Source organism: Stutzerimonas sp., assembly GCF_982611455.1.
Genome location: NZ_CEXBBO010000016.1, coordinates 60,657 through 81,407 on the forward strand (window position 1 = coordinate 60,657; position 20,751 = coordinate 81,407).

Consider the following 20,751-nt stretch of genomic DNA (forward strand, 5'->3'; position numbering starts at 1 on the left):
TTGTGGTAGTACGAGTCTAGAATGCTCGCGGTGCTCGGCCACTGACCGCAGGTGCCAGTTTAGTACCCTTGTGTACCGCGAGCCGGCGATTGAACTGTCCGGCGGCGTTGCGCCTATTATGCGAAGCCACCCTGGATTCGAGCAGATCGATTGATGACAGAACGCACCACTTCCTCAAGCTGGGCCTTGAGTATCGTCCAGGCGCTGGAACTGGACGGTGTCGACTGCCAAGCGTTGTTTGTCGAGCTGGGCCTCGATTACGCCGCTTTGAGCGATGCCGATGCGCGGTTCGCCCAGGACGGTATGACCCGGCTTTGGCAGCGAGCAGTGGATGTGACGGGTAATGCCGCGATAGGCCTGAATCTGGCGAAGGTGATGCGCCCTGGCGCGATGCACGTCGTCGGTTACGCATTGATGTCCAGCAGCACGTTGAAGGAGAGCTTTCTACGCCTGGTGCGCTATCAGCGGATCATTGCTGAAGGTGCCGATCTGCATTTCTTTCCGACGGAGCAGGGCTACAGGCTGACCCTGTCGATTCACGGCGACCGGCTGCCACCCGCGCGGCAAAGTGCTGAAGGCTCGCTGGCAAGCACGCTTGCGTTCTGCCGCTGGCTCACGAGCAAGCCGCTGGTGCCGTTGGAGGTATGTTTGCAAGGGCCGCCACCGCGCGACATCGAGCCCTATCGAGCGGTTTTTCAGGCACCGCTGCGCTTCAATGCCGAGTGTGACGGGTTGCTGATGCGTCATGCCGACATGGATATTCCGCTGCCGACCGCCAATGCCGAGCTCGCGCAGCTGCATGATCGTTTTGCCGGTGAGTACCTGGCGCGGTTCTCCGATAGCCGGATAACCCATAAAGCGCGCCAGGTCTTGTGCCGCCTGCTGCCACAAGGCGAGCCTCGGCGCGAGGCCGTCGCACTGATGCTGCATCTGTCCGAGCGCACTTTGCAGCGGCGTCTGGGCGAAGAAGGTACGAGCTTTCAACAATTACTCGACGACACGCGACGGGCACTGGCCGAGCAATACCTTGCGCAGCCGGACCTGGCTCTGCTTGAAATTGCTTATCTGCTGGGCTTCGCTGATCCGAGCAACTTCTTTCGGGCCTTTAAACGTTGGTTCGCCATGACTCCCGGTGAATACCGGGCAAGGCGCTGAGGCCGCCGCACCGGAACTTGTCCTTCGACACGAAGGCCTTATCTTCTAAATCGGAAAAGCGGCGTATCGACATCGCTCCCTTGCGACTGCACTTACTTACAAGGAATGCCCAACATTGGCCAGTAGCCTTCTTGCCTTGATCGACGATATCGCGTCGGTTCTGGATGATGTTTCTCTGATGACCAAGGTCGCTGCGAAGAAAACCGCCGGTGTACTTGGCGATGATCTCGCGCTCAATGCCCAGCAGGTCACGGGCGTCAACGCGGACCGTGAACTGCCCGTCGTCTGGGCCGTTGCAAAGGGATCTTTGCGTAACAAGCTCATCCTGGTCCCGGCGGCACTGCTGATCAGCGCATTCATCCCTTGGGCGATAACGCCGCTGCTGATGCTCGGCGGTGCATTTCTATGCTTCGAAGGGTTCGAGAAGCTTGCGCATCGGTTCCTGCACCGGGACGACAATCATCATGCGCAACAGATCGAGGCGCTGGTCGATCCAAGGGTCGATATGGTCGCGTTTGAGCGGGACAAGATCAGCGGCGCGGTGCGCACCGATTTCATCCTCTCGGCCGAAATCATCGCCATCACCCTTGGTACCGTGGCGGCAGCTTCCTTCATAGAGCAGCTCGCGGTGCTCGCGGGGATTGCGATCATCATGACGGTCGGTGTGTACGGGCTGGTTGCTGGCATCGTGAAGCTGGACGACGCCGGGCTGGCTTTGAGCAAAAGTGCCAGCGGCGCTGCGCAGACGCTGGGACAGGGAATACTGTCGGTCGCGCCGTGGCTGATGAAAGCGCTATCGGTGATCGGTACCGCCGCTATGTTCATGGTCGGTGGCGGCATTCTTACCCATGGCATCAAGGCGGTACATCATTTCATCGTGGACAGCGCTGAGCATACGGTTGCGTTGCCTTATATCGGATCCGTGCTGGCAGGCCTGTTGCCGACGTTGCTGGACGCGGCGTTCGGCATTCTCGTCGGCGGTCTGGTATTTGCGGCCGTTACGCTGGGTGGACGGCTGTTCAAAGGCAGGTCTGACGCCGCCTGATCGACACATAGAGCGGATCGCGCGCACAGCGCCAACCATGTTTGAACGTTACGGGAGCAAAACGGATGGACGAATTCATGCAGGCGGCTATCGACGAAGCGCAGAAGGGCCTTGCAGAGGGTGGCATTCCTATCGGCTCGGTGATCGTCCATCGCGGTCAGATCATCGGCCGCGGGCACAACCGAAGGGTTCAATCGGGCAGTGCAGTGCTGCACGGGGAAATGGATGCCTTCGAGAATGCCGGACGCCAGCCGGCCAGCGTCTATGCCGAGTCGGTCCTCTACACCACGCTGTCGCCGTGCTCCATGTGCAGTGGGGCCATCCTGCTCTATGGCATTCCGAAAGTCGTGATCGGTGAAAACCAGACGTTCATGGGCGAAGAGCTGTTATTGCGTGGCCGTGGTGTCGATGTCGAAGTGCTGCAGGACGCGAGCTGCGTCGAGATGATGCGCAACTTTATCGCCAACAGCCCCGAACTGTGGAACGAGGACATCGGCGAGAAGTGACGTCGATCAATGGCGCCAGAACGACGGAGTCAGCATCACCAGCACGGTGATGATCTCAAGGCGACCCAGCAGCATGCCGACCGACAGCAACCACTTTGCCGCATCCGGCAGGGTCGAGAAATTGCCGGCTGGACCGATGATCGGCCCCAGGCCAGGGCCGACGTTGCAGACTGCCGAAGCCGCTCCCGTGAGCGCGGTGATCGGGTCCAGGCCCAGCAGGGCAAGGCAAAGCGCCAGCACTCCGATTGTCATGGTAATGAAGAACGAAAACGTCAGGATGGAGCGTACGATTTCCTCGTCCAGGTTGTGCCCGTTGTATTGCTGACGGATCACCGCGCGCGGATGGACCAGTTGCTTGAGGTTCGAACGCAACAACGCATAGGCAACCTGAAAGCGGAACATCTTCAATCCGCCAGACGTGGAGCCCGAGCAGCCGCCGAGAAAGGTCAGGTAGAAGAACACCATGACTGCGAAGCCACCCCATTGGGTGTAGTCGCTCACCGCGTACCCGGTGGTCGTGATTACCGATACCACGCTGAAAGTCACGATGCGCAGCGAGTCGAGCAAGCTGTCGTTGTGGTTGAGCCAGTACCAGCCGCTGAATAGCAAGCTGGTTATAGTCAGCATGAGCAGGAAGCCCCGAACCTGCTGATCGCGGAATAGGGCGCCGCGATTCCCTCGCGCGGTGGCGACATAAAGGGTGAACGGCAAACTGCCAAGCACCATGAAAAAGATCGCAACCCAGTGTGATGCCGGGCTGAACTTGCCAAGCGAAGCGTCCGAGGTTGAAAAACCACCGGTGGATACCGTCGACATGGCGTGGTTGATGGCATCGAAGCCAGTCATGCCTGCGAGCCAGAACGCGACGAATGCGGCCAACGTGAAGCTGAGATAGATCGCGATCAGATACTTTCCGGCCATGTGCGAGCGCGGCATGACCTTTTCCGACCAGTCCGACGACTCGGTCTGGAACAATCGCATACCGCCGACTCGCAACAACGGCAGGATCGCTACTGCCATGCCGATAAAGCCGATACCGCCAAGCCAATGAAGCAGTGAGCGCCACATCAACAGTCCGGGAGATGCACTGTCCAGTCCCGAAAGCACGGTCGCACCGGTGGTGGTAATGCCGGACATGGTTTCGAAGAAGGCGTCGGTATAGCTGATGTGCTGGATCAGCATCAATGGCAGCGCGGCGAAACAGCAGACAGCCAACCAGCTCACGGTAGTCAGCAGATACATGTCGCGAGGGCGCAGATTGGTATTGGCCGGTCTGCCAGGGGCGGCGAGGGCGATACCGCACCCGAAGGTGATCAGGCTTGCCCAGATAAAGGCTTGAAGATCGTCGGTACGATCAAATGTCAGCAATGCGATCATCGGGATGACCATGCTGACTGCAAGCGTGATCAGAAAAATGCCGAGGATAAAACCAATGATGCGCAGGGTCGGCAAGGCCATTTGTCGTTGGTGCTCGGCTCGAAATGAGGCCCGCCATTCTACGCGTGTAGCGGCGGCAGTAAACCGGCTATCAGCCGGTCGAAAAATCTTTTCGGAGTTCCCTGAGAAGGTCTTCCCAAGTTCGTTGCGATGAATAGAATAGCCGCCTGGGCGCCGGCCCTTTCCCGGTTTCTGGGTGTTCACCTTCCATGTCGATCGACAATCCTTGCCTCACGTGCGGCGCTTGCTGCGCGTATTTTCGTGTGTCTTTCTTTTGGGGCGAATGCGCCTCGTCGGGCGGTGCCGTTCCGGATAGCGCGACGGTGCAAGTCAGCCCGTTTCATGTCGCGATGCGCGGGACAGAATCCAAGCCCGCGCGCTGCGTCGGGCTGATGGGCGATGTCGGTTGTGGCGTGCGCTGCACGATGTATGAGCAGCGTTCGAGCACTTGCCGTGAATTCGAGGCGTCTTGGACTGACGGACAGCACAACGCTCATTGCGATACGGCTCGGGCAGCCCACGGGCTGCCGCCACTGACACCGCCATTAGAGCCGCAACTGTCACCTGATCGGGTGGCCTGACCAAAAGCCCGCACGGCATCAGTTCGCTGCAATCGGCTGCCAACGAACGCGTCGGACCTCTAGAATGTCCGATTCGTTTTGGAGGTAGTTGGATGGACGCTCTCGACCTGTTGCTCAATCGTGTTTCCGTTGCACGGCTTGCTGATCCCGCGCCGACCGCGGCTCAGCTGGATGTGATGTTTCGCGCGGCGCTGCGTGCGCCGGATCATGGCCAGCTTCGCCCGTGGCGCTTTCTGACTATTCAAGGCGAGGCCCGTGAGCGGTTGGGCGAACTGTTGGCCGAGTCGCTGCGCTTGCGTCAGCCGCAGGCCGCCGAGGAGGCGCTACAGAAAACGCGCAAGATGCCGTTGCGTGCGCCGCTGCTGGTAGTCGTCATTGCTCGCGTGGTGCCGCACCCGAAGATTCCCGAATCCGAGCAAGTGCTCGCGGTCGCTTGTGCGGCGCACGGTTTGTTGCTGGCGGCTCACGCGCAGGGCCTGGGGGCGGTCTGGCGTACCGGCGAGTTTTCCTATGATCGGCACGTGGCTCAAGAATTGGGATTGGCGACCAACGAGCAAGTGCTCGGCTTTATCTACCTGGGAACGCCGGAGGGTAACCTGCGAATGCCGCCGGAGTTGGAGCCTAAATCCTTCGTCAGTCAGTGGAGCCGGGCGCAGTAGCGATCAGTCCAGGCGCTGCAGATTTTCCGCGGGCGAGTCCAGCGGCAATCTCAGGCTGGCGATGAATCCGCCGTCGGGATGATTGCTCAGCAGTAGCTCACCGCCATGCCGCTCGGCGGCGCGTCGTGCGATTGCCAGGCCTAGCCCATGACCGGCGGATGTCTGTCCCGGCGCGCGGAAGAACGGCTCGCTCAGCTGTGCGAGATGAGCTTCATCCACGCCTGGCCCGTGATCGTGAACGGTCAGCGTCAGCCAGTCGTCATCAGTGCTGGCGCGTAGCTCTATCGGAGCGCCCTCGGGATTGAAGCGAAGGGCATTGCGCAGCAGATTATCCAGTGCGCGTTCGAGCATATCCGGCCAGCCGTGCAGCGTGACGTCTGTATCCACCCGGCTTTCGATGCGCTGGGCGGGCGACACGATGCGCGCATTCTCTTCCAATTGCAGGAACATCGACGGCAAATCGATAGCACGCGTTGCGCCTGGCTCCGCGTCCAATCTTGCCAACTCCAAAATCTCGCTGATCAGCGCTTCCAGTCGGTCGCATTCTTTAGCCAACCGCGGCCAGATGACTTCACGTTCCGTCGGGGTGGCCCGTTCGGCAAGTGCCAGAGCGATTCGTAGACGCGCAAGCGGTGAGCGCAGTTCATGGGAAACGTCACGCAACAGCTGTCGCTGACTGCCAATCAGGCTTTGCAGCCGGGCGCCCATGCGGTTGAAGTCTTTAGCCAGCACGCCGAGCTCGTCGCGCCTAGTCGCCAGTCGGGCTAGGGAGTTCTGCTGGTAAGCGGTTTGTCCGAGGTCATGCACAGCCCCACGCAGACGGTCGAGCGGACGGGTGATCGAAAGGGTCAGTAACAGGCTGAATCCGGTCAGCACGACCAGCGCGATGGCGATTGCGCTGAGTGGCCAGAACAGACTGCCACGGTGCCAGGCCTGCAGTTCCTGATTCGGGATGCGATAAATGAACAGGTAAGTGTTGCCGCTCTCGGGACTGGTGTAGTCGGTGGTCAGTCGGCGCCAGGGCAGGCGTCCATCGCGGTGTGCCTGGCGAGCTTCGAAAGCGGCGGCGCGAGCCGGGAAGGTGCCGCGGATGATGGGCTGGCCGTTTTCCGCCAGCACCTGCACATCGACACCGAAGCGGTTGCGGTGCCGTTCGAGCAGAAACTGTGCCGTGATCGGGCCCTGGTGCTCATAGACTTTGGTCCACACCTCGGCCAGCCCGTTTACGCCGGGATGGCGATTGATGATCCATGTGTCCTGGTTCAATGCGTGGCCGAGTAGCATGGCCAGGCCCGCCACCAGTGCAATGGCCAACCAGAATGTCGCGAGAATGCGCCAGAAGAGTGATCGCACCGGTTAAGTTCTCCACGGCAAAGCCCGGCGCGCGCATCCCTTTTTAGAGTGCGGGCCGGGCAGGTTATCTTTCAATTGGGGATCAGTTCTTCTGGTCGCGCTCGGCTTTCCACTGCTTGAACTCGGCGCGTTCGGCGCGCTTGTCTTCCATCTTTTCGTGCAGCTCGTCGAACTTCTTCTGCTGTTCTGGCTTGAGCAGGTCGCGCATCTGCTTGTGAGTATTTTCTTTGCTGGACTTCAGCTCGTCCTGCATGGCTTTGCGCTCGGCTTCGGGCAGTTTGTCCAAATAGCGCTGGGTGATTTCGCGATGGCTTTTCATCTGCTCGCCCATCAGCTTGCGCATTTCGCCCTTCTGTTCCTTGGTTAGATCGAGCTGCTCGAACGGGGCATGCTGGCCGCCATGATGGCGCTGACCGGCGTCAGGCATCGCCATGGCGATGGCCGGGAGGGTAGAAGCGAAAAGCACGGCGATAAGGGTCTTGCGCATCATGAGGTCTCTCCTGTGTATGGATACCGATCACCAGTCGGACGTCGATTGCGCGTCTCAGCTGGCTTCGATCGGATGAGCTCAGTTTAGGGCGCGCAAGGTCAACGGCGGTCAGGGCAGGGTAAAGGCTCGGTAAAGCCGGTCAGGATGCGTAAAGGTAGCCGCGGCTGCGCAGCGCGACGATGCGCTGGCGACCGTCGGGGTGCGGGCCGAGCTTTCGCCGCAGGTTGCTGACGTGCATGTCGAGGCTGCGGTCGTAGAGCGTCAGCCTCCGACCCAGCGCGAGCTGTGCCAGCGCCTGTTTGTCCAGCGGTTCTCCCGGTTGGCTGAGCAGCGCTTCGAGGATGCGGCCTTCGGAAAGGGTCAGGGTAACGTCATGCTCACCCACGCTGGCGACACCACGGGCCGGGCTGTAGCACAGGTCGCCCAGTTCCAGCTGGGACGGTGTGCTCGCCGGCTGACTGCGACGCAACACGGCGCGCAGTCGTGCGGTGAGTTCGCGGGGGTCGCATGGCTTGGCCAGGTAATCGTCGGCACCGAGCTCCAGACCAAGGATGCGATCCAGCGGTTCGCCACGTCCGGAGAGCATCAATACCGGCAGGTCGGGATATTCGCTACGCAGTTGCTTGAGCAGCTCAAGGCCGCTACCGTCGGGCAGCATCACATCGAGCACCACCGCGGCGGGTTGGTGTTCGACCAACGCCGCACGTGCGCTCTGGCCGTCATGGCAGGCGTGGGCGACGAATCCCTCCTGGGCCAGCCAGCTGACCAGGAGCTCGCAGAGTTCCTGGTCGTCGTCTATCAGCAGCAATTCGCTCATGCGTTCGCTCGTTCGCTTCAGTTCAGCCATTGCCGGCGGCGACGGCCACGTGTGGTCAGGACACCAAGCAGAAACCCCAGCACGCCGACGCCCCCGCCAACCGCGAACCATTGTTGCTGGTCGCTGAGCAGCTGCGGTTGCGCCGTCGATTGCTCTTGTTGCAACTGCATGCGCAGACGGCGGTTTTCCTGGCGCAGGTGCGTCAGCTGTGCCCGTTCGGCATCGGTCGCTGCGGTACCGAGGCGATCGTTCAGTTCTTCGCGCTGCCGTTCGTTTTCGGTCAGAGGTTGTTCCAGCTCGGCCGGCCGCTCGGTGAGCGGGTCGGCCGCGCCTTCTTCGGCATGTAGCAATGGTGCAGAAAGACTCAGGGCAAGCAGCAGGGACAGCGAACCTTGGCGCATCGGAACTCCTATTTCCTCAACGGGCCGTGGAAATCCTACGACCTGATAGATACCTGACGGCGTCAGCCGATCGACTCAGGGATAAACTTGCTTGAACGGCTTGACCACCACTTCGCCGTAGACGCCTGCAGCCTTGTACGGATCAGCCGCAGCCCATTGTTCGGCGGCCTGCAGGGATTCGAATTCGGCGACCACCAGGCTTCCGGTAAAGCCGGCGGTGCCGGGATCGTTGCTGTCGACCGCCGGATGCGGGCCGGCCAGAACCAGGCGGCCTTCGCTCTTGAGTTGATCGAGACGGGCCAGATGGGCGGGGCGTGAAGCCAGACGATTCTGCAACGAGTCGGGTACGTCGGTGGCGATGATGGCGTAGAGCATGTTTACTCCGATGATTCTTTAGAGGTGGGTTGCATGTGGCGGACCAGATATACAGCTTGACCCGCCATGAACAGCAGCGTCAGGCCGAGGCTACCAAAGACCTTGAAATCGACCCAGATGGCCGGGTAGACGAAGGCAACGAACAGATTGGCGAAGCCACAGACAAGAAAGAACAGGATCCAGGCGACGTTCAGTTGTGCCCATTGTGTTGATGGCAGTTGGACGGCGTGGCCCATCATCCGCTGGATCAAGGGCTTTTCTCCAATGAAATGGCTGCCCATGAACACCAGTGCGAACAGCCAGTTCAGCACTGGCGCTTTCCATTTAAGGATGGTTTCGCTGTGCAAGGCGAGGGTCAGACCGCCGAACACCAGGCACGCGGCCAATGTCACCCACTGGCCCTTTTCCAGCCGGCGCTGACGAATGAATAGTGCGGCATAAACGATGATCGAGCTGGCGATAAGCATTGCCGTGGCGCTGAAAATACCGCCAAGGGTGAAGCTCAGATCTGCCACCTCGACGGTTCTGGGATCGAGCTTGTAGACAAGGAAAAACAGCAGCAGAGGAATGAAGTCGACGATTTGTTTCACGAAGAGAGCCAGAAGCGGTATGTGACCGGCATAATAACAAACCGCGCTTTTGGCGGAACGCCGACCTCTGGCCATTTCCACGACCCGGCGCAAGCTTTGGCGAATTGGATGACGGCACGAGCATCGGCCGTGGCGGTCAGAAGCATAGTGTGCCGCCAAGCCCCTGGAGAGAATGTCCCGAATGATTGTTGATCTGCATTGCCACAGCACCGCCTCAGACGGTGTGCTGGCGCCTGCGGCGTTGGTGGAGCGAGCCCATGCGCGTGGCATCGGGCTGCTCGCGCTGACCGATCACGACACCCTGGAAGGTCTCGATGCCGCCCATGCTGCGGCAGATTCGCTGGGCGTTCGGCTAGTCAACGGTATCGAGCTGTCGTGCGTATGGAACGGTGCGACCATTCACATCCTTGGCTATGCCTTTCGCCGTGATGCGGACGCATTGCAGAATGCCATCGCCGAACTGCACGACGGACGCTGGCAGCGGGCGGAACTGATCGCTCAACGCCTTGAGGCGAAGGGCATGCCGGGTGCGCTCGAAGGCGCGCGTGCCGTACAGCAGGAACTGGGCGACAGCGGTAACGCCCCGGCGCGTCCGCATTTTGCTGAATTTCTGGTCCGTGCTGGCCATGTCCGTGACCGCGCCGAAGCGTTTCGCAAGTGGCTCGGCTCGGGCAAGCTCGGTGACGTCAAGCAGCACTGGCCGAGCCTCGAACAAACCGTGGCAACGCTGCGCGACGCAGGTGCATGGATCAGCCTGGCGCATCCTTGGCAATACGACTTCACTCGTAGCAAGCGTCGTCGGCTGGTCATTGAATTCGCCCAGGCGGGCGGGCATGCATTAGAAGTCGTCAATGGCATGCAGCCACTGGAACAGGTCGGCGGCTTGTCGATTCTCGCGCGCGAATTTGGCCTGATGGCCAGTATCGGCAGTGATTTCCATGCGCCCAGCGATTGGTCGGAATTAGGCCAGTATCGGGCCTTGCCGGAAGATCTGCAGCCGTTGTGGAGGCATTTCGATGATCGACCAGGCGAGTCTGTTGCCGGCTGAACAGGGAGTTTCCATGAGCCAATTCTTTCAAATACACCCGGAAAATCCTCAGGCCAGGCTGATCAAACAGGCCGTGGAGATCATTCGTGACGGCGGCGTGGTGGTCTATCCCACCGACTCGTCCTACGCCATTGGCTGCTCGATGGGCAACAAGGCCGGCATCGAGCGGATCCGCCGCCTGCGCCAGCTCGACGATAAACACAATTTCACCCTGGTTTGCCGCGACCTGTCCCAGCTCGGGCTGTTCGCCAAGGTTGATACGGCAGCCTTCCGCCTGCTCAAGACACACCTGCCGGGGCCATACACCATTATTCTCAGCGCTACGCGAGAAGTGCCGCGCATGCTCTTGCATCCCAAGCGCCGCACCATCGGGCTGCGAGTGCCGGCGCAGCCGATCGCACAGGCATTGCTCGCCGAGTTGGGCGAGCCGCTGATGAGTGTCAGCTTGATCCTGCCCGGTGAAACCGAGCCGATGAGTGATCCCTATGAAATGCGCAATGCGCTGGAACATCAGGTAGACCTGATCATCGACGGCGGTTACGGTGGCGTCGAAGCCTCCACTGTGATTAGCCTGGTGGACGGCGATCCGGAAGTGGTGCGTGTTGGTTGCGGCGATCCCGCCCCGTTCGCTGCTTGAACCGTTCGACTTTTTGCCTCAACGAAGGAAACCCTTTTGAGCTCCATGGATTCGCAGCGACGTGTGGTTTCCGGAATGCGGCCCAATGGCCGTCTTCACCTCGGCCACTATCACGGCGTACTGAAGAACTGGGTCAAGCTGCAGCATGAATATCAGTGCTTCTTCTGCATCGTCGACTGGCACGCGCTAACCACCGATTACGCCGCAGGTGCCGACATATCGCGCAACGTGCAAGAAATGGCGGTCGATTGGCTGGCTGCGGGCGTCAGTCCGAGTTCGGCCACTCTGTTCATCCAATCCCAGGTACCCGAGCACGCTGAACTGCACCTGTTGCTTTCGATGATCTGCCCGCTCGCCTGGCTTGAGCGCGTACCGTCCTATAAAGAGCTGCAACTCGATTCGCAGCAAAAGGATCTCGGTACCTATGGATTTCTCGGCTATCCGTTGTTGCAGGCCGCCGACATTCTGGCCTATCGCGCGGGCGTCGTGCCGGTGGGAGCCGATCAACTGCCGCATATTGAGTTCGCGCGTGATGTGGCGCGGCGCTTCAATCACCTCTACGGTAGCGAAGAAGACTTTGAAGCTAAGGCCGAAGCGGCGATACGCAAGCTCGGGAAGAAAAGCTCGAAGCTTTATGCAAGCCTGCGCAAAAGCTATCAGGAACAAGGCGATCTCGAGGCGCTGAATACCGCCCGGGCGCTGCTCAAGGATCAGCAGACCATCACCATCGGCGACCAGGAACGCTTGTTCGGTTATCTGGAAGGCGGCGGCAAAGTGTTGCTACCCGAGCCGCAGGCCGTGCTCAGTGAGTCGCCGAAACTGTCCGGCCTCGATGGCGGCAAGATGTCCAAATCCAGCAGCAATTCAATTTTTCTGCGCGACACGCCCGCCGAGATCGAAGAGAAGATCAAGCGCATGCCTACCGACCCCGCACGCGTGCATCGCCACGATCCAGGCGAACCGACTCGTTGCCCGGTTTGGCAAATGCATCTCTCCCACTCGGACGAAGATGTCTGTCAATGGGCGGAACAGGGCTGCCGCAGCGCTGGCATCGGGTGCCTTGAATGCAAGGCGCCGTTGATCGAGGCGATCAAGCTCGAACTGGCACCGTTGCAGGAGCGGGCTCAGGATTACGAGCAGAATCCAGACTTGGTGCGCAGCATCCTGGCCGAAGGGGCCGAGCAGGCCCGCGACGAAGTTCGCGAGACGCTGGTGGTGGTGCGCCAGGCCATAGGCTTGAATTACCGCTAGCAGGCCTTGAAAAAACTAGCCGCGTTGAGCCCGTGCCAGAGACGGCATAAGCTGTCGTCGCTTTCATAATTCGCTCCAGTGGAGAAAGCATGCAGGAATCCCAGGCCGAGGCGGTCGTCAATCCGCCCGGCGAGCAGCTGCGGCTGGCGTTGGTCTACGGCGAGGCCTTCAACAATCTGCCGCAAGATCTCTACATCCCGCCGGACGCGCTGGAGGTGTTTCTCGAGGCGTTCGAGGGCCCGCTGGATTTGCTGCTTTACCTTATTCGCAAGCAAAACATCGATATCCTCGACATCCCCGTGGCGGAAATTACTCGGCAGTACATGGGTTACGTCGAGCTAATGAAGACCGTACGCCTGGAGCTTGCCGCCGAATACCTGGTGATGGCGGCGATGCTGGCGGAGATCAAATCGCGCATGCTGCTGCCGCGTTCCGCTGAGGTAGAGGAGGACGAGCTCGATCCGCGCGCCGAACTGATACGTCGGCTACAGGAATACGAACGCTTCAAGGCCGCCTCGGAGGATCTCGATCAGTTGCCGCGGGTTGGGCGCGATCTGCAGGTGCCACGACTGGACGCGCCGGAAGCGCGGGCGCGCAAGTTGTTGCCCGAGGTCAGCCTGGAGGAGCTGTTGTTTTCCATGGTCGAGGTACTGCGCCGAGCCGACATGTTCGAGAGCCATCAGGTTACACGCGAGACGCTTTCAACCCGCGAGCGTATGAGCGACGTACTGGAGCGTCTCAAAGGCGGCGCTTTCGTTCCCTTTGCTGCATTGTTCACCCTCGAAGAGGGCCGGCTCGGCGTAGTGGTTACGTTCATGGCGGTGCTGGAGCTGATAAAGGAGTCGTTGGTCGAGCTGGTGCAGAACGAGCCGTTCGCGCCGATTCATGTTCGAGCCCGTGTCGACGAGCGTGCGGTGGCGTTCTCCGAGCAGTCTATGGAAGAACCGAGGTAGTCAGACCGTGAATCTTTCCGATCCCAAGGATCTCGCTTCGTTGCTCGAAGCCCTTTTGCTGGCCTCGGGCAAGCCGATGTCTATCGAACGGATGGCTGAGCTGTTCGATGAGACCGAGCGCCCGGCGCCGGCTTTGTTGCGCAAAGCGCTGGAACTGCTCGGCAAGTCCTGCAAGGGCCGCGCGTTCGAGCTGAAGGAGGTTGCCAGTGGCTATCGCCTGCAGGTGCGTGAACGTTTTTCACCCTGGGTCGGCAGGCTCTGGGAAGAACGGCCGCAGCGCTATTCGCGAGCGTTGCTGGAAACCCTGGTGCTGATCGCCTATCGCCAACCGATCACTCGCGGCGAAATCGAGGACATTCGTGGCGTTGCGGTCAACAGCCAGATCGTCAAGACGCTGCTCGAACGCGAGTGGGTGCGCGTGGTTGGCCATCGCGACGTGCCGGGCCGGCCGGCGATGTTCGCCACCACTAAGCAATTTCTCGATCATTTCAACCTGAAGAATCTAGACGAACTGCCACCGTTGGCAGTGCTGCGCGAGATGGAGCCCGAACCCTTGCCGGTGGACGTCGAAGAAGCACCGGTACCTGCGGCGCTGCAGGCTCGCGCAGATCTCGAGTTGGAAGCGGAAGTGCCACGCGAACAGACCAGTTTCCGCAGCCTCTTGGTAGAGCTGGACAGCATGGAAACCGGACTCAAGATCGACTTCGAGGATTTGCGCGACGAGGCTGAGGCGGAAAGCGAAAGTGTCCCCGACGAAGATCGCCGCGATTATTGAGCGTCGGGTTTGTCCGTCTTTCGGCCGGCGAGGTACGTGCTGTAGTCGGGGATTCGGAGCGAGTGAGCCTGGTCCAATAGCGGACTCGACAGCAAATAGTCCGCGCTGCTTTCGTTGGCTGCCAGCGGAATGTTCCACACCGCCGCGACTCGCAGCAGGGCTTTCACGTCAGGGTCATGCGGCTGCGGTTCGAAGGGATCCCAGAAGAACACCAACATGTCGATGCGCTGTTCAGCGATGCGTGCACCGATCTGCTGATCTCCACCCAGCGGGCCGCTGATCATGCATTCCACCGGCAATGCCAGGCGTCGACCGAGCAACAGCCCGGTGGTACCGGTGGCGATCAGTTCGTGCTGCGCCAGCCGCGCTTTGTGTAGCTCCGCCCACGCCAACAGGCGCTCCTTGCAGTGATCGTGCGCGACCAAGGCGATGCGTTTGCGGGCCGGCAGTGTCGCGGTAACGAAATCGATGCGGTTCATCTTCTTCCTTGCGTCTTGCTTGGGTGGGCTGGAATTCCGTATTGCCGGTTACGGCGCTTCGTGTAGGGCGCGACAGGTGTCCAGCATACGGTTGGAGAAACCCCACTCGTTGTCATACCAGGCCATCACCTTCAGCAGCCGTCCGCTCACTTTGGTGTGGTTCGTGTCGAATATCGACGACATCGGGTTGTGGTTGAAGTCGCAGGAAACCAGCGGCAATGAGTTACAGGCCAGTATGGTCGAGCATTGGCTTGCGTCCAGCATCAGCGCATTGACCTCTTCGACGCTGGTTTCGCGGCTCAGCTCCAGCGTCAGATCGACCAGCGATACGTTGATCACCGGGACTCGCACCGCCATGCCGGTCAGCTTGCCGGCCAGCTCCGGCAAGACCAAGCCCACGGCTTCGGCCGCGCCGGTCTTGGTTGGAATCATCGACTGCGTGGCCGAACGCGCGCGGTAAGGATCGCTGTGGTAAACGTCGGACAGGTTCTGGTCGTTTGTGTAGGCGTGAATGGTGGTCATCAGACCATGTTCGATTCCGTATTGGCGTGACAGCACTTGGGCGACCGGTGCCAGGCAGTTGGTGGTGCAGGAAGCGTTGGAAATGATTTGATGCGATTGGCGCAATATGTCGTGATTGACGCCGTAGACAATGGTGGCGTCCGCGCCAGAGGCGGGGGCGGAAATGATCACCTTGCTGGCGCCGGCTTCCAGGTGAGCGCTGGCCTTTTCGCGAGAAGTGAACAGGCCGGTACACTCGAATACCACATCGACCTTGTGCTGGCGCCAGGGCAGTTCGGCCGGGTTGCGAATCGCGGTCACGGCAATCGGATCGCCATTGACGGTCAGTCGATCATTACCGACTTCGATCTTTGCGTCGAAATGGCCATGGACGCTGTCGTACTGCAAGAGATGGGCGTTCATTGCGGAACTGCCGAGGTCGTTGATCGCCACGACCTGTAAATGCTCGCGGTAGCTCTGGCTGTATAGGGCACGGAGGACATTGCGTCCGATACGGCCGAAGCCGTTGATGGCGATGCGAATAGTCATAGAAAGTCCTGGGCGGAATTTGTTGTGGGAATTACAAGATTATTCCTGTCAAAATAGAAATCAAGCCCAAATAGACATTGTTTTGTTGGTAAAACTACATATTCAGACAGGAGTGATTGGCATGCACCCGCGGATTCAAGAAGTGACTGAACGTTTGATCGAGCGCAGCCGGCCGACGCGGCAGCGCTACCTTGCCCAGATGGCCGCCGCGGCGAGCGACGGGCCCCAGCGTGGCAGGTTGCAGTGTGCCAACTTCGCTCACGGTGTGGCGGGTTGTGCTTCTGCCAGTGACAAGCAGCAGCTGCGCCTGATGAACGAGGCCAACGTGGCGATCGTTTCGGCTTACAACGATATGCTGTCGGCACACCAGCCGTACGAGCATTTTCCTGAAATCATCAAACAGGCGTTGCGTGATGTCGGCTCGATCGGGCAGTTCGCCGGTGGAGTGCCGGCCATGTGCGACGGCGTAACGCAGGGCGAGGCGGGGATGGAGCTGAGCCTGGCCAGCCGTGAGGTGATCGCCATGGCGACAGCCATCGCGCTGTCACACAACATGTTTGATGCGGCTCTTTATCTAGGTATCTGCGACAAGATCATTCCGGGCCTGATGATCGGCGCGTTGCGCTTCGGTCATCTGCCGGCCGTGTTCGTGCCGGGTGGGCCGATGCCATCAGGTATTCCGAACAAGCAGAAAGCCGAAGTTCGTCAGCGCTACGCGGAAGGCAAGGCCAGCCGAGAAGAGTTGCTGGAATCGGAAATGCTTTCCTATCACAGCCCCGGCACATGTACGTTTTACGGCACGGCGAACACCAACCAGGTGGTGATGGAAATCATGGGCCTGCACCTGCCGGGTTCCTCGTTCGTCAATCCCTACACCCCGCTGCGCGACGAACTGACCCGTGAGGCGGCACGTCAGGTTGCCCGCCTGACGCCGCAATCCGGCAATTACCTGCCTATGTGCAAGATCGTCGATGAAAAAGCGATCATCAATTCGGTGGTGGCGCTGAACGCAACAGGCGGTTCGACCAATCACACCTTGCACATTCCGGCATTTGCCCAGGCCGCCGGTATCCAACTGACCTGGCAGGACATGGCGGACATTTCCGCCGTGACGCCGACGCTGGCGAAGGTCTATCCGAATGGACAGGCTGATGTGAACCATTTCCACGCGTGCGGTGGCGTGCCGTTCATGGTTCGCACGTTGCTCGATGCGGGCCTGTTGCATGAGGACGTTTATACAGTCATGGGACAAGGACTGCGGCGCTATACCCAGGAACCGTTCCTCGAAGGTGATGCTCTGGTTTGGAAAGAAGGTCCGGCGAACAGCCTCGACGAGGCGATCCTGCGTCCTGTTGAGCGAGCGTTTTCGCCGGAAGGCGGGTTGCGTGTGCTGGAGGGAAATCTCGGCCGCGGCGTGACCAAGGTTTCGGCCGTCGCTCCGGAGCATCGCGTGGTTGAGGCGCCGGCGCGCGTCTTCAGCGACCAGAGTGAACTCGCGCAGGCCTTCAAGAATGGCGAATTGGAGAAAGATTTCGTGGCCGTGGTGCGTTTCCAAGGACCCAAAGCCAACGGCATGCCTGAGCTGCACAAACTGACACCGTTCCTCGGCGTGTTGCAGGATCGCGGCTACAAGGTGGCTTTGGTCACTGACGGACGTATGTCCGGCGCATCTGGCAAGGTGCCGGCAGCGATCCACGTCTGCCCCGAAGCGCTCGACGGTGGCCCCCTGTGCCGAGTGCGCGACGGAGATGTCATCCGCGTCGACGGCGAAACGGGCGAACTGCGCGTGCTGGTCGATCAGGCCGAGTTCGATCGCCGCGAGCGAGTGATGGCGCCGAGTGATCTTGGCATCGGCTGCGGTCGCGAGCTGTTCGGCTTCCTGCGTGCGGCGTTCAGTCCGGCCGAGCATGGCGCGAGCGTATTTACCGAGGGTCTGGAGGCGCTCAAGTGACGGCACTGGTTGGTGATATTGGTGGGACCAATGCGCGTTTCGCGCTGTGGCGCGGTCAGCAAATCGAGTCGGTACGGGTGTTACCGACGATCGATTATCCGCGTCCGGAAGATGCCATCCGTGCGTATCTGCACGGCGTAGGACAGGGCGTAGACGAATTGCATGCAGTTTGCCTCGCCTGTGCCGGGCCGGTCTCCGGCGATGAGTTCATATTTACCAACAATCACTGGCGCCTGAGCCGCAAGGCCTTCTGCAAGGACCTTGGGCTGAGCGATCTGTTGCTGATCAATGACTTCACCGCCATGGCGCTGGGCATGACGCGATTGCGTGAAGGTGAATTGATTGAAGTCTGCCAAGGGCAATCCGAACCCGATCGCGCGCGCTTGGTCATCGGGCCTGGAACTGGACTGGGAGTCGCTACGCTGCTGCCTTTGCAGGGCGGCGGTTGGCGGGCCCTGCCGGGCGAGGGCGGGCATATCTGCCTGCCGATCGGGACGGCGCGCGAGGCGGCATTGTGGGCTCGGCTGCATAACCAATTCGGCCATGTGAACGCCGAAGCGATCCTTAGCGGCGGCGGGCTGTTGGAGCTCTATCGAACCAGTTGCGCATTGGACGGCGAGCCGTTGAAACTGACCACGCCGGCCGAAGTGACCGCGGCGGCATTGGCAGGCGATGCCTACGCAGCGGCCGTGTTGGAACAATTTTGCGTCTGGCTCGGTCGGACTGCTGGCGACAACGTGTTGACCACAGGCGCGCAAGGCGGCGTCTACATTGCTGGGGGGATAGTGCCGCGCTTCGTCGAATTCTTCATGCGCAGCGGGTTTAGCCAGAGTTTTCGCGACAAGGGCGGGATGAGCCGGTATTTTGACAATGTTCCGGTCTGGGTGGTGACAGCTGAGTACCCTGGGCTGGAAGGCGCGGGCGTTGCGCTACAGCAGTTGCTGGAGGGCGCGTCCAGCGAGCACTGACCCGCTCGAAACACATTAAAACAAGAGAAAGGACGCCAGGTGAGCCAGGCTGGAAGATCGATTCTGCTGGTCGATGACGACCAGGACATTCGCGAACTGCTAGAAACCTATCTCAGCCGATCCGGCTTTCAGGTGCGCACCGTTGCGGACGGCGCACAGTTTCGCGAGGCCATGACCAGCGATCCGGCGGATCTGGTGATCCTGGACGTGATGCTGCCTGACGAGGATGGCTTCAACCTTTGTCGTTGGGTGCGAGGCCATCAGCGCCTGGCACAGATGCCAATCATCATGCTCACCGCCAGCTCGGACGAGGCGGATCGCGTCATCGGCCTGGAACTGGGCGCGGATGATTATCTGGGCAAGCCTTTCAGCCCTCGCGAACTGCTGGCGAGGATCAAAGCGTTGCTGCGCCGAGTGAATTTTGGCCAGGAACGCGGCAGCGATGTGCGCGCGTTCGACGAGTGGCGCCTGGACATGGTCAGTCACCGGCTATTTCATCAGGACGGCGAAGAAGTGCTGCTGTCCGGTGCCGACTTTGCCCTGCTCAAGCTGTTCCTCGATCATCCGCAACAGATCCTCGATCGCGACACCATTGGCAACGCCACCCGTGGCCGCGAGGTGATGCCGCTCGAGCGCATCGTCGATATGGCTGTCAGTCGCCTGCGCCAACGGCTGCGCGACACCGGTAAATGCCCGCGGTTGATTCGTACCGTGCGTGGCAGCGGTTATCTGCTCGCTGCCCAAGTCTCGCCGCACCATGACACGATCGGTTAAGCGCAGATGGCTGCTCGTGCCGCGCTCGCTGCTCGGCCGAATGTTGTTTCTGACTTTGCTGGTCGTGCTGCTGGCGCAGGCGCTGTCGAGTTTCATCTGGGTGTCGCAACTGCGCGCGAGTCAGATGGAGGGCCTGTTGACCAGCGCTCGTAGCCTGGCGCATTCGATGTCCGCCAGCGTCAGCTATTTCCGTTCCTTGCCGCTGGGCTACCGGCCGCTGGTACTCGACCAGCTGCGCAGCATGGGCGGCACGCGCTTTTTCGTGTCGCTGAACGACAAGCCTCTCGAGATGCAGATACTTCCTCCGACCGAGCGCAAGCAGGCGGTGCTGGCGGAAGTTGATGAGGTGCTGCGTGATCGTCTTGGCAAGGATGTCGATATGTCGGTCAACTTTGTCAGCCCGGACGACCTGCGCATTTTCAATGGCGGGCTGAAGCTCGACGAGCTACCGCGATCCTGGGCACATTACGCATTGAGCCTGGAACCGCTGAATCCGCCCGTGCTGGTGACGCAGATCCAGATCGCGCCTGACGAGTGGCTCTATCTCGCCTCGCTGATGCCGGCGCCCTATGTCAGCCTCGAGGATCAAGGAATCCCTAATCAGCAACTCTGGTTCATCTTTCTCACCACCAGCTTTCTGCTGTTGTTCATCGGCATCCTCGTTCACTGGCAGAGCCGTCCACTCAAGCAGTTGGCGCGTGCGGCGCGAGAAATGTCGCTGGGTAGCGAGGTGGAATTGCTGCCGGAGGCGGGCGGTAGCGAGGTGGTCGAGGTCAGTCGGGCATTCAACAGCATGCGTGAACGCATCGGTCGCTACTTGACCGAGCGTAGCCAATTGTTCAGTGCGATTTCCCATGATTTGCGAACCCCGATAACCCGGCTGCGGCTGCGCGTTGAACTCTTGGATGACGATACGCTGCAAAGGAAATTCAGCCGGGACCTCGACGAGCTGGAGCTGCTGGTCAAAGGTGCCCTGCAGTGCGTGAAGGACACCGATATTCACGAAAACATCGAACCGCTCGATCTCAATTTGCTGCTCGATTGCGTCACCGAACCTTACCTGGCACCCGCTGGCAACGGTCGCGTAACGGTCCAGGGCGGAGCGCTCGCGCCGTACGCCGGCAAGCCGCTGGCGCTCAAACGTTGCATCGGTAACCTGTTGGACAATGCATTGAAATATGGCGAGCGGGCGCATCTGTTTATCGAAGACGATAAGGACGTCTTCGTCCTGCACGTTGATGACGAAGGCCCAGGCGTGCCAGAGGCCTGGCTGAAGCAGGTATTCGAGCCAAACTTCCGCCTGGCAGCCAAGCAGCCCGGTTACGGTCTCGGGCTCGGTATCGCACGCAATATTGCCCACAGCCATGGCGGCGAAATCAGCCTTTGCAATCTGCAAGAGGGCGGGCTTCGTGTGACATTGCGTCTGCCCCGCAAGCTCGAGTGAATGTCACGGTCT

At 60.4% G+C, this 20,751-nt stretch carries 23 protein-coding genes; 14 read left to right on the top strand and 9 right to left on the bottom strand.

Features of this window, described 5'->3' with window-relative positions:
* Positions 1 to 153 precede the first annotated feature (153 nt).
* The 3 genes from AC2LD7_RS11725 to AC2LD7_RS11735 all read left to right on the top strand — a co-directional run bounded on the left by AC2LD7_RS11725 (position 154) and on the right by AC2LD7_RS11735 (position 2,706).
* Positions 154 to 1,155: an AraC family transcriptional regulator gene (locus tag AC2LD7_RS11725; protein ID WP_484597908.1), complete on the top strand. Its 1,002-nt coding sequence runs from the start codon at positions 154 to 156 to the stop codon at positions 1,153 to 1,155.
* 115 nt (positions 1,156 to 1,270) lie between these two features.
* The gene (locus AC2LD7_RS11730; RefSeq protein ID WP_484597909.1) at positions 1,271 to 2,200 is read left to right on the top strand and encodes a DUF808 domain-containing protein; all 930 of its coding nucleotides are present in this window, start codon (positions 1,271 to 1,273) and stop codon (positions 2,198 to 2,200) included.
* A gap of 65 nt (positions 2,201 to 2,265) precedes the next feature.
* Positions 2,266 to 2,706: a nucleoside deaminase gene (locus tag AC2LD7_RS11735; RefSeq protein ID WP_484597910.1), complete on the top strand. Its 441-nt coding sequence runs from the start codon at positions 2,266 to 2,268 to the stop codon at positions 2,704 to 2,706.
* Between the two features lie 6 nt (positions 2,707 to 2,712).
* Here the strand turns inward: AC2LD7_RS11735 and AC2LD7_RS11740 are convergent, their stop codons facing one another.
* Positions 2,713 to 4,164, bottom strand: coding sequence for a TrkH family potassium uptake protein (locus tag AC2LD7_RS11740; protein WP_484597911.1), 1,452 nt, complete (start codon positions 4,162 to 4,164; stop codon positions 2,713 to 2,715).
* A 188-nt stretch (positions 4,165 to 4,352) separates the two neighbouring features.
* Between AC2LD7_RS11740 and AC2LD7_RS11745 the strand changes: the two genes are divergently transcribed.
* Both AC2LD7_RS11745 and AC2LD7_RS11750 read left to right on the top strand, forming a co-directional pair.
* Complete coding sequence (locus AC2LD7_RS11745; RefSeq protein WP_484597912.1) at positions 4,353 to 4,724, top strand: YkgJ family cysteine cluster protein; 372 nt, start codon at positions 4,353 to 4,355, stop codon at positions 4,722 to 4,724.
* Positions 4,725 to 4,816: 92 nt separating this feature from the next.
* Complete coding sequence (locus AC2LD7_RS11750) at positions 4,817 to 5,383, top strand: nitroreductase family protein (RefSeq protein ID WP_484597913.1); 567 nt, start codon at positions 4,817 to 4,819, stop codon at positions 5,381 to 5,383.
* 3 nt (positions 5,384 to 5,386) lie between these two features.
* Here the strand turns inward: AC2LD7_RS11750 and AC2LD7_RS11755 are convergent, their stop codons facing one another.
* The 6 genes from AC2LD7_RS11755 to AC2LD7_RS11780 all read right to left on the bottom strand — a co-directional run bounded on the left by AC2LD7_RS11755 (position 5,387) and on the right by AC2LD7_RS11780 (position 9,409).
* On the bottom strand, positions 5,387 to 6,736 hold the full coding sequence (locus AC2LD7_RS11755) for a sensor histidine kinase (protein ID WP_484597914.1): 1,350 nt from the start codon (positions 6,734 to 6,736) through the stop codon (positions 5,387 to 5,389).
* Between the two features lie 82 nt (positions 6,737 to 6,818).
* Positions 6,819 to 7,223, bottom strand: coding sequence for a Spy/CpxP family protein refolding chaperone (locus tag AC2LD7_RS11760; protein ID WP_484597946.1), 405 nt, complete (start codon positions 7,221 to 7,223; stop codon positions 6,819 to 6,821).
* A 142-nt stretch (positions 7,224 to 7,365) separates the two neighbouring features.
* Positions 7,366 to 8,043, bottom strand: coding sequence for a response regulator transcription factor (locus AC2LD7_RS11765; protein WP_484597915.1), 678 nt, complete (start codon positions 8,041 to 8,043; stop codon positions 7,366 to 7,368).
* Positions 8,044 to 8,060: 17 nt separating this feature from the next.
* Positions 8,061 to 8,444, bottom strand: a complete 384-nt coding sequence (locus tag AC2LD7_RS11770; protein ID WP_484597916.1) for a hypothetical protein — start codon at positions 8,442 to 8,444, stop codon at positions 8,061 to 8,063.
* A 75-nt stretch (positions 8,445 to 8,519) separates the two neighbouring features.
* Positions 8,520 to 8,819: a YciI family protein gene (locus AC2LD7_RS11775; protein ID WP_484597917.1), complete on the bottom strand. Its 300-nt coding sequence runs from the start codon at positions 8,817 to 8,819 to the stop codon at positions 8,520 to 8,522.
* A gap of 2 nt (positions 8,820 to 8,821) precedes the next feature.
* On the bottom strand, positions 8,822 to 9,409 hold the full coding sequence (locus AC2LD7_RS11780) for a septation protein A (RefSeq protein WP_484597918.1): 588 nt from the start codon (positions 9,407 to 9,409) through the stop codon (positions 8,822 to 8,824).
* Positions 9,410 to 9,590: 181 nt separating this feature from the next.
* On the opposite strand from AC2LD7_RS11780, the gene AC2LD7_RS11785 reads away from it, so the two are divergent.
* From AC2LD7_RS11785 to scpB, 5 genes are all read left to right on the top strand, one after another.
* On the top strand, positions 9,591 to 10,457 hold the full coding sequence (locus AC2LD7_RS11785; RefSeq protein WP_484597947.1) for a PHP domain-containing protein: 867 nt from the start codon (positions 9,591 to 9,593) through the stop codon (positions 10,455 to 10,457).
* 13 nt (positions 10,458 to 10,470) lie between these two features.
* Entirely contained in the window at positions 10,471 to 11,094 is a 624-nt protein-coding gene (locus AC2LD7_RS11790; RefSeq protein ID WP_255978233.1) for an L-threonylcarbamoyladenylate synthase, read from the top strand.
* A 75-nt stretch (positions 11,095 to 11,169) separates the two neighbouring features.
* Positions 11,170 to 12,345: a tryptophan--tRNA ligase gene (locus AC2LD7_RS11795; protein WP_484597948.1), complete on the top strand. Its 1,176-nt coding sequence runs from the start codon at positions 11,170 to 11,172 to the stop codon at positions 12,343 to 12,345.
* A gap of 89 nt (positions 12,346 to 12,434) precedes the next feature.
* Positions 12,435 to 13,298 carry a segregation and condensation protein A gene (locus AC2LD7_RS11800; RefSeq protein WP_484597919.1) on the top strand — a complete coding sequence of 288 codons (864 nt, stop codon included), beginning with the start codon at positions 12,435 to 12,437 and terminating at the stop codon, positions 13,296 to 13,298.
* A 7-nt stretch (positions 13,299 to 13,305) separates the two neighbouring features.
* The gene (gene scpB / locus AC2LD7_RS11805; protein ID WP_484597920.1) at positions 13,306 to 14,073 is read left to right on the top strand and encodes an SMC-Scp complex subunit ScpB; all 768 of its coding nucleotides are present in this window, start codon (positions 13,306 to 13,308) and stop codon (positions 14,071 to 14,073) included.
* Here the strand turns inward: scpB and AC2LD7_RS11810 are convergent.
* Positions 14,067 to 14,552 carry a methylglyoxal synthase gene (locus tag AC2LD7_RS11810; RefSeq protein WP_484597921.1) on the bottom strand — a complete coding sequence of 162 codons (486 nt, stop codon included), beginning with the start codon at positions 14,550 to 14,552 and terminating at the stop codon, positions 14,067 to 14,069. The genes scpB and AC2LD7_RS11810 overlap by 7 nt on opposite strands.
* A 48-nt stretch (positions 14,553 to 14,600) precedes the next feature.
* The gene (gene gap, locus AC2LD7_RS11815; RefSeq protein WP_484597922.1) at positions 14,601 to 15,602 is read right to left on the bottom strand and encodes a type I glyceraldehyde-3-phosphate dehydrogenase; all 1,002 of its coding nucleotides are present in this window, start codon (positions 15,600 to 15,602) and stop codon (positions 14,601 to 14,603) included.
* 121 nt (positions 15,603 to 15,723) lie between these two features.
* Between gap and edd the strand changes: the two genes are divergently transcribed.
* Genes edd through AC2LD7_RS11835 form a run of 4 tightly spaced genes read left to right on the top strand, consistent with a single transcriptional unit; the run spans position 15,724 to position 20,739 of the window.
* A complete protein-coding gene (gene edd, locus AC2LD7_RS11820; RefSeq protein WP_484597923.1) occupies positions 15,724 to 17,553 on the top strand; it encodes a phosphogluconate dehydratase in 1,830 nt (609 codons plus the stop codon).
* A complete protein-coding gene (locus AC2LD7_RS11825; protein WP_484597924.1) occupies positions 17,550 to 18,521 on the top strand; it encodes a glucokinase in 972 nt (323 codons plus the stop codon). Before edd ends, AC2LD7_RS11825 begins: the two co-directional genes overlap by 4 nt.
* Before the next feature lie 39 nt (positions 18,522 to 18,560).
* Positions 18,561 to 19,295: a response regulator gene (locus AC2LD7_RS11830; protein ID WP_484597925.1), complete on the top strand. Its 735-nt coding sequence runs from the start codon at positions 18,561 to 18,563 to the stop codon at positions 19,293 to 19,295.
* On the top strand, positions 19,279 to 20,739 hold the full coding sequence (locus AC2LD7_RS11835; RefSeq protein WP_484597926.1) for an ATP-binding protein: 1,461 nt from the start codon (positions 19,279 to 19,281) through the stop codon (positions 20,737 to 20,739). Before AC2LD7_RS11830 ends, AC2LD7_RS11835 begins: the two co-directional genes overlap by 17 nt.
* The last annotated feature ends 12 nt before the right edge of the window (positions 20,740 to 20,751 follow it).